This is a genomic window from Lactobacillus sp. N54.MGS-719 (assembly GCF_000980505.1).
In the GTDB taxonomy this organism is placed as follows: domain Bacteria; phylum Bacillota; class Bacilli; order Lactobacillales; family Lactobacillaceae; genus Lactobacillus; species Lactobacillus amylovorus.
In genome coordinates, this window is the sequence record NZ_LARO01000111.1 from 1 (window position 1) to 1,226 (window position 1,226).

Genomic DNA, 1,226 nt, shown 5'->3' on the forward strand with positions numbered 1-1,226 from the left:
ATCCGTTACCAGTTGCATCGCATATTGCTTGGAGTTCAAACCACGGGCAAAGCCGAATAGCAGGTTCATGTAATAAGGTTCTGTTGTATCGATATCTTCTAGTGTAACGAACTTAACCACGTTAGAACGATTATTGACTAAAGCCTGCGCGATAGAATTTGGATGATAGTTTAAAGACTCCATCGCCTTTTCAACCATGACACGCAATTCTGGCGTTACTTGCTCAGGGTGGTTGATTACCCGTGATACCGTCATTTTGGAGACGTTTGCTTCTTTAGCTACATCAGATAAAGTTGTCATTTTGTTCCTATTCTAAGTACATCTTTCTAAATCTATCTAGATCTTTTTGACTAAAACCAAGCTCTCGCTTGAAAAAGTTGTCAAAGTTGCCCCAACCTTTGCGAATTGTTTCGGTAATACCACGGATAGCTGGGCCTTCGCCCTTGGTCAAATTCATTTTGGAAACGAGTTTGGCAATTTGATTTTCATCAGGATATTGCTTGGAAACGGCAAAATCGTAAAGTTCATTGGTCAACAGATAATCTTGTGCAATCGTATCATCATCAACGCCGAGTGCAGTCAAAATCAAGGCTGATGTCATACCGGTACGGTCTTTGCCGGCACTGCAGTGATAAACAAGGGCATCTTCTTCAGGCAGTTCAATTAACTCCGCGAAGATTTTTGCAAATTCTTCTTGGCTGTGTGAGTTAAGTAGAACCTGCTGGTAAATTTTACCTAGGAAATTATCACCCATGTCAGGAATGTGGTGAATAAAGCGAAAGAGCTTATTATCACCTTTATTTTCCTTAGGATTATCCGAATAAATATGGGCGTCTACATATCTAACACCTGGCCATTGTTTATCTGGTGCAGCATTTTGTTCATAGGTAGAACGCAAATCGATATCTACAACAATGCGGCGATCAGCTAGTTTTTGTTCATCTTCTTTTGATAAAGAACTAAGCGAATCGGAACGATAAATTTTATTCCACTTTATATGCTGGCCTTTATTATTTTTGTAGCCGCCAATATCTCTGAAATTAAGTGGCCCGTCTAAAGCTACTATTCTATCGTGCTCCATGCGTCTCGCCTTCCTTGTGAAAGAATTAATATACTACTTTTATTATACAAACATACTAACCTAGTGTTGGATCATGAATCGACGGATTCATGATCTGGCACTTTTTATTTTGTTTAGAATAAAAAGTGAAGATAAAGCAAACAAA

At 39.0% G+C, this 1,226-nt stretch carries 2 protein-coding genes; both read right to left on the reverse strand.

The window, feature by feature from the left end; genetic code table 11:
* A partial coding sequence (locus WS44_RS09395) for a LacI family DNA-binding transcriptional regulator (RefSeq protein ID WP_046434107.1) occupies positions 1–300 on the reverse strand: 300 nt, incomplete at its 3' end.
* Positions 301–307: 7 nt separating this feature from the next.
* Positions 308–1,081 carry a tyrosine-protein phosphatase gene (locus tag WS44_RS09400; RefSeq protein ID WP_046434108.1) on the reverse strand — a complete coding sequence of 258 codons (774 nt, stop codon included), beginning with the start codon at positions 1,079–1,081 and terminating at the stop codon, positions 308–310.
* Between the last annotated feature and the right edge of the window lie 145 nt (positions 1,082–1,226).